This window comes from Armatimonadota bacterium (assembly GCA_020354555.1).
GTDB lineage: Bacteria > Armatimonadota > Hebobacteria.
Genome location: CP070648.1, coordinates 4,231,023 through 4,237,116 on the forward strand (window position 1 = coordinate 4,231,023; position 6,094 = coordinate 4,237,116).

Below are 6,094 nucleotides of genomic sequence, written 5' to 3' on the forward strand. Positions count from 1 at the left end.
CCACCACGGATGCGGCGAAGGAGGTTGTTCTGGGGCGGGCCCCGCTGGACCTGCATGCAGGCGTTCGGACGGCGCGGGTACCGTTGGCCACAGGGAACCAATCCTGCCCCGGCGAAAAGCCCTCCAGACTGGGACATTCGTGGCCCGGCGTGAGAACCATCGCAAGCTCGTCAGGAGCACAAGATGCAAGCGCAGGGGCATCCGACCCGTACGCCGATTCGACCCGGCTGTGTCCCACAATCGCTGCAGGTCGAAAACGAATCGTGCAGCGGCCAATCTGAGATCGGAGGTTGACTGATGGACGCCAGTATCACCTATTTCGAGGAAACCGGCCCGGCTAACACGGCAGCCGTGTTGGCGCTGGTGAAGAAGCGAGCCGCAGAGAGTGGCATCAAGCACGTGGTCATTGCTTCAACCACTGGCGCGACCGCCGCCCAGGCCGCCGCAGCGTTCGCCGATACGGAGGTCAAGCTGGTGATAGTCCCCCACCAGTGGCGCTGGCGCGAGGAGCGCCAGTTCGACCGGTCGTTGGTACCCGAACTCGAACGCGCCGGCCATCACGTCTACTGGAGCACCATGCTGTTTCATACCGAAGAACTCTACGGCAACAGCGCTGGGGCGGCCCTGGCGAATATACTGCGAACCTTTGGGCAAGGCATGAAGGTATGTCTGGAGATCCTGCTCATGGCGACCAACGGAGGGCAGATTGACATCGGCGAGAAGGTAATTGTGGCCGCTGGCAGCGGCCGCGGAGCGGACACCGCCGTCCTGGCCACCGCCGCCACGAGCAACCGTCTGAAGGAGGTTCGCATCCACGAGATCCTGTGCAAGCCTTTGCTGGAGTAGTCGGCGGCGCTGCGGACGCGGCCCCTGGTGGCACAGCGCGAGCGCTCCCGACGGCTCGCGCGGACGGAATAAGACGCAAGAGCAGGGACGCCGGACTTGTGCCTTAATTCACCCCCGGATTCGTCCCGCTGACGCTGATGAAGCACACTGGCTGACAACTTTGTGGTGCGGAGGCGAGAGATGAGAAGACTGGTAGCGCTGCTGGTGGTGTATGTAGCGATCGCTACCGCGGCGGTGATCGGCTACGGCGCGGACGCGACGGAGGCGACGGCGCAGGAGATCACCCTTCCTGAACCGGCGACGAAGGGGACGATGTCGCTGGAAGAGGCGATCGCGAAGCGGCGCTCGGTGCGCGGGTTCCAAACCCAGGCGCTGACCGAGCAGCAGATTGGGCAGCTGCTGTGGGCGGCGCAGGGCATCACCGATCCGGCCACCGGGCACCGCGCGTCCCCGTCGGCGATGGCGATGTATCCGCTGACGGTGTACGTGTTCAGATCTGACGGGGTGTTCGCGTATGAGCCGAAGGGGCACAAGCTGGTCCGCATCTCAGATCAGGACCGGCGCGCGGAGGTGACGCAGCCCCCGCGTGGAGGCGAGGCGGCGCCGGTAACGTTCGTGTTCACTGGGGATCGGAGTAAGATGGGATCGCGCGTGGGCGCGATGGCGGATCGCTTCATCTATCTCGAGGTGGGCCACGCGGCTGAGAATCTGGCGTTGGAGGCGGCCGCACTGGGCCTGGCGACAGTGACACAGGGAGGAATCAACGAGCAGGCGGCCGCGAAGGTGCTGGGCCTGCCGGAATCGGCGCTGGTGATCTATGCGATGCCGGTGGGGTACGCGGCGGCGCGGACTGCGGCCGCCGATGCCAAGGAAAGCCCGGAATTGGCCGTTGGAGAGCCGGCGCCAAGCGCGCTGGAGGCGGATTCGTCGGGTTGGGTGGACGTGATGCCATCCGCCGACCTGAGCGGCTGGTCGCGCGTGCCGGTTCCGCCGGGTGCGCCGCTCGGCAAACAGCAGTGGCGCGTGGACGAGCAGGGCAAGCTCCTGGTCTGCGAAGGCGACGGCGGACACGACATGCTGTTGTGCGACCGCGAGTTCGGTGATGCCGTATTCCACTGCGAGTTCCGCTACACTCGGGTTGAGGGGAAGAGCGGGTACAACAGCGGCGTGTACGTGCGAAACTCGAGGGATGGCGCCATCTGGCATCAGGCCCAGATTGGCGACGGCAGCGGTGGCTATCTTTTCGGGGAAACGCCCGGCGCGGATGGCAAGAACAGGTTCTTCACTACCACGGCCGAGGTGAAGGACGGCCGGGTGAAGCCTGCGGGCGAATGGAACACGCTTGAGATCACGGCGCGCGGCAGCGTCCTGACTCTGTGGGTCAACGGGGCCGTCACCTGCAAGATCAACGACTGCGGCAATCCGAAGGGCCGTGTGGGAGTCGAGGGCGAGGGGTATCGGATCGAGTTCCGCAACCTCAAGGTCAAGGAACTGCGGTAGGGGCGGCCGCGCGGCAACGCTTGCCTGAGGGACGCCGCGTCGATTCGGTCAGGCGGCGTCACGGCGGTCAACACCCACAGGCGGGATTGAGAGCCAATGGTCGCCGGACATGCCAACCACAGCACATGGGTTAGCAGCGTCATCCCAGGCCGGCTTCGCAGGCCCCTGACAAGCTGCGAGCATCGGCAACGCCCGAGGCATCGCGACTTGCCGACCTGCGGTCAAACCTCGATCTCGATGAGCTCGATCTGATCCTTGCGGGCAGCACCCACCCCAATGGCTTCCGCGGTGGCGATCCACTTCGGTTCGCGGCCCGCGTCGGCCAGCGACGGCAGCCCGATCTCCTTGCGCCGTTGTTCGATCAGTCCCCAGCCGATGAAGTCCACCGCCACCGGATCGAAGCTCAGCATGATACCTTTGTAGTCCCACAGATAATCGGGTGATGCGAATCCCGGCCCACCCTCGCAGACCGCCTGAATCGCATCGCACACCACCAGCCGGGTCCGCTCGCGGATGAGCGGCAGGCCATTGAGGTCCGCCAAGTACGGGTCGCAGCAGTTGCCGTGATGCGCCTGCGGGTTGTTGCAGGTTCCATAGTGGTTCTTGAGCGCGCCACTGACACCCGAGATGTTGTGGTCCTTCAGGATCGGCAGGTTGATCAGCGCGGTGGTACGATCGGCCAGAATCCGCGAGATGCGGCCGCGGAAGGAACGATGCTCCGTCTCGTCGGCATAATCGCCTTCGGTGCCGTAGCATTTGACCCCCGCGGCATCGCGGTTGATCACGAAGCCGACGCTGTCCAGCTCGCGGTCACGTCGATCCCACATGATGATGCTTTCGGCAGCCACGCCCGCCGCTTGCGCGCCAGCGGCAATGGCATTCGCCAGTTCGGGCCGCGAGGAGCATCGCGGCCCGCCCGAACCATTGACCTTGATGCTGACCCGATCATCCGCTTTGATCACCTTGGCCCAGGCTTTCGTTGCCGAAGACTCGCCGGTCAACGCCTTCATCCCCCGGGCAAGCATATCGGAGAGCAGGCTCTGGTCGGGCTGCGGCCGGCCGTCGAACGGCCCGAGCGCCGATGACCGGACGATCACCACCCGCGAACGGCCCTTGGCTCGACCAGCTTGCTGCGCAGTCCCGCGGCGCGTGAACCAGCCCAGGCCGTACGCCCCGGCGCCGGTCGCGACTACCCGCTTGAGAAACTCGCGACGACGGATTTCCTTTAGCAAATCAGCACCTCCACCGCTGTGCTCCGACGCACGGCCGGACGATGTACGTCCTGCGCGTTCTTGGGACATCCGGCATGTCGAAGTCTTGGGTGAATGAGCGGGGTGTTCCTGCCGCTCCGCCCGCAGGGAAGACATGCTGATGTGGAGAAAAGCGCTGGATGTGGGGAACGTTGTGGCCAGGCGCGAGAACTGTCGCAGGCTCGTCAGGACTACTAGATGCAAGAGCGGAGGCGCCTGACGCGTGCCTTAGACTCGCCCCTGATCTGTGCCACAATCGTTGATGACCAACAGGTAGCTGTCCCACCTGAATTGGAGAGGAGCGACCACCATCGAAGACGCGTATGACGTACCCGGTTATGGCTCGGTAAACAAGGCTCTGAGGCGGTGGTGGGTCAATTGCGCCAGCGAAGCTGACGACGACATCCTGGCGATTGACAAGATAGAAGACTCTATCTCGCCGCTTGACGAGTCGACGGTCCATATTCGACAGCTGATTGGCTCCTTCGAAAGCTGCCACCACAAAGCCGAAAGACACATTCAGATCATCATAGAAGCAATAGGGAACGGCAGTACCACGAAGGCACAGGGCAGGCGAGACCCGGCTGTGTTGACCCCGAGGGAGCGGGATTACCAGGCTCTGATCGGGATTCTCTCGTCCTGGTGCTCGGGATCTTCTCTGAATCCTGAGTGTGATGGCGAAGAGCACTCAGGCACAGAGTTGCTTGATCTGCTCGGAGATCCGACGCCCCTGAAGATATGGCAAGTGCAGAGGGTGATTGAGAAGATAGGGATGTTTCTTGACCCGCACAAGCGATGGCGTGAGGCTTACGACAACGTGGTGGATACTGAGCACACCGGGAGGAGCGCGGAGTTTCGAGACCGTACGAAGCAGACCGTTGTTCAGGATACGGAGGATGGTCAGCCTGCCGAGACCACGTTGGCGGTGGCGATCGATATGTTAACGGGCTGCAACTGGAACTTCCTGCAGAATACCAGGACAATCCTGGCCGCCATAGGTGGAGAAGTTCATGCTCAGAATCCGCTCACTCTTCATGCCAGAAACATAAAGCTCAATCCTGCGCGCGAACGGATGCGACACATCTGCAGAACCATAGGAGCTTTCACGGAAGGTCAACAGACCAGAGCGGATATCGATCTCGATGTCCTCCGCATGCTGGGCGCGGCGACGACCATCAAATGCTGGCTTGCAGCATCGCTTGAGAAGACCATTAGGCTGCAGATCGATCTCTAGCCAATGAATCATGTACGTCCTGCGCAAGAATGGGACGAATTGTAGCGGTTAGGTGGCTATGAGACCGTCTGTGCCGGTTAGGCCCCGTGAGACCGGTATATGAGGCCATGCGCACCCGCAAGGAAACCATCCTGGCGCGGGGAAAAGCGCTGCCGGTGGGGAGGGCTGTGGCGCGGCGTCGTCTCCCGGCAGTAGTCTGCAGCACTCTACCGCCTGAAAGCCTGGACGCCGTTCTCCTTTCATGCTAGCTGAGGAGCGACACCCTCGGGCGTCCGCTGCAATCTTGTGTTAGCAGGACAACTCCAGCCGCCTACGCTCGGCGAACCGGAAATTGCCGTCTGGCACTGCGTAGGACACACAAGTGCACGAGAAAGATCCTTGAGGCGCTACGTCCTTGAGTTCTACCATCAGTGCCTTCGTTTCATCCGCGGAGATGAACTCAGCGATGGTCATGTGTGCCGAGAACGGGTAGCGCCGGGGTGGCGCTCCCGCGAAGGCTGAGGCGGTTTCGAGGGCAGCACGTAGGCTGTCCAGTTCTGCCTGCGGTTCGATCGCTAAGCAGACGCCCGGGTGGGGCAGGTAGTTCATGAGAGGACCGTAGTCGATGGTGAAGGGCGCAATGCCGGAAGCGATAGACCACAGTTCGTCCCAGTGAGATTCAGTCAGCACCCTCGGGAGCGGGACCGTCAGGCTAATATGCCCGTCGCAAGTTGACTGGGAACGCGGGTCGTACTTCGCTCGAAGGGCATTCACCTGCAGCAGCGGTGGGTCTGGCGGGTAGATCAGGATAACCCCGAACCTCCATTTCGGTTGCCAAGCCTCCCAGTGGCTGATATCTGCTGCGTAGGTTGTCACCATTTCGGCGTTCCCTCCAGATGATCCCGCACCGCTACTTGTACGTCCTCCGCAAGAACGGCACAAGTACGAAGTTGCACTATTGGGTGAATGAAAAGGTATTCCTGCTCCACGCGAGTCACATGCCAACCCGCCCAAGCGTCACCGCGAGCCCCATTCGCCGCTCCTCCCGCCCGATGTCTCCTCCGCCACAGGGAAGCCATCCTGGCGCGGAGAGAAGCGCTACGGATTCGCGCTTTCGTGGCCAGGCGCGGGCACAGTCGCAGGCGCGCGCAAGCAGAACAGGAGTCAAGACGAGGGACGCCGGAGCTATGCCTCAGTTCATTCCCGGATCTGTCGCACAATCGCTGACGCTCAACAACGGCACCCCCGATGCTGCCCTGCACGCCGCCGAAGAGGTCTGACAGCG

General features: G+C 62.7%; 5 protein-coding genes. 3 read left to right on the top strand and 2 right to left on the bottom strand.

Features of this window, described 5'->3' with window-relative positions:
* The first annotated feature begins 297 nt into the window (after positions 1–297).
* Together JSV65_17275 and JSV65_17280 are read left to right on the top strand one after the other, a co-directional pair.
* Positions 298–846: a hypothetical protein gene (locus JSV65_17275; protein UCH34259.1), complete on the top strand. Its 549-nt coding sequence runs from the start codon at positions 298–300 to the stop codon at positions 844–846.
* Between the two features lie 180 nt (positions 847–1,026).
* Positions 1,027–2,346, top strand: coding sequence for a nitroreductase family protein (locus tag JSV65_17280; GenBank protein UCH34260.1), 1,320 nt, complete (start codon positions 1,027–1,029; stop codon positions 2,344–2,346).
* A gap of 221 nt (positions 2,347–2,567) precedes the next feature.
* Here the strand turns inward: JSV65_17280 and JSV65_17285 are convergent, their stop codons facing one another.
* On the bottom strand, positions 2,568–3,647 hold the full coding sequence (locus tag JSV65_17285) for a DUF362 domain-containing protein (protein ID UCH34261.1): 1,080 nt from the start codon (positions 3,645–3,647) through the stop codon (positions 2,568–2,570).
* Positions 3,648–4,185: 538 nt separating this feature from the next.
* Here JSV65_17285 and JSV65_17290 point away from each other — a divergent pair.
* Complete coding sequence (locus JSV65_17290) at positions 4,186–4,830, top strand: hypothetical protein (GenBank protein ID UCH34262.1); 645 nt, start codon at positions 4,186–4,188, stop codon at positions 4,828–4,830.
* 288 nt (positions 4,831–5,118) lie between these two features.
* Here JSV65_17290 and JSV65_17295 read toward each other — a convergent pair whose 3' ends face one another.
* Entirely contained in the window at positions 5,119–5,688 is a 570-nt protein-coding gene (locus JSV65_17295; GenBank protein ID UCH34263.1) for a 2'-5' RNA ligase family protein, read from the bottom strand.
* Positions 5,689–6,094 lie beyond the last annotated feature (406 nt).

Bases quoted from the DNA above. Each gene is read 5' to 3' on its own strand.
- JSV65_17275 (UCH34259.1), top strand. From the start codon at position 298: ATGGACGCCAGTATCACCTATTTCGAGGAAACCGGCCCGGCTAACACG.
- JSV65_17280 (UCH34260.1), top strand. From the start codon at position 1,027: ATGAGAAGACTGGTAGCGCTGCTGGTGGTGTATGTAGCGATCGCTACC.
- JSV65_17285 (UCH34261.1), bottom strand. From the start codon at position 3,647: ATGTCCCAAGAACGCGCAGGACGTACATCGTCCGGCCGTGCGTCGGAG.
- JSV65_17295 (UCH34263.1), bottom strand. From the start codon at position 5,688: ATGGTGACAACCTACGCAGCAGATATCAGCCACTGGGAGGCTTGGCAA.